Origin of the sequence: Vibrio ouci (assembly GCF_004551525.1) — a bacterium.
Lineage (GTDB): Bacteria > Pseudomonadota > Gammaproteobacteria > Enterobacterales > Vibrionaceae > Vibrio > Vibrio ouci.
In genome coordinates, this window is sequence record NZ_SATR01000411.1 from 1 (window position 1) to 374 (window position 374).

The 374-nt window shown below is 48.7% G+C and carries 3 tRNA genes; all 3 read left to right on the top strand.

Going from position 1 to position 374, the window contains the following annotated elements:
* Window positions 1-8 precede the first annotated feature (8 nt).
* The 3 genes from ELS82_RS26065 (at window position 9) to ELS82_RS26075 (ending at window position 312) form a co-directional block, all read left to right on the top strand.
* Window positions 9-93, top strand: a tRNA-Leu gene (locus tag ELS82_RS26065).
* A gap of 3 nt (window positions 94-96) precedes the next feature.
* A tRNA-Met gene (locus tag ELS82_RS26070) sits at window positions 97-173 on the top strand.
* Window positions 174-227: 54 nt separating this feature from the next.
* Window positions 228-312: transfer RNA gene (locus ELS82_RS26075), tRNA-Leu, on the top strand.
* Window positions 313-374: the final 62 nt, after the last annotated feature.

Genomic DNA, 374 nt, shown 5'->3' on the forward strand with positions numbered 1-374 from the left:
AAATTGATGCGGAAGTGGCGGAATTGGTAGACGCACCAGATTTAGGTTCTGGCGCCGCAAGGTGTGAGAGTTCAAGTCTCTCCTTCCGCACCATTTGGCTACGTAGCTCAGCTGGTTAGAGCACATCACTCATAATGATGGGGTCACAGGTTCGAATCCCGTCGTAGCCACCATTAATACAACTTCATAGCGCTTTTACCAATTAGCGATATGAATACAGATTTGTTGCGGAAGTGGCGGAATTGGTAGACGCACCAGATTTAGGTTCTGGCGCCGCAAGGTGTGAGAGTTCAAGTCTCTCCTTCCGCACCATTATTTAAGTCTTTCTTATGAAAGCACTGCAGGTCTATCGCCAAGCGGTAAGGCAGCGGCTT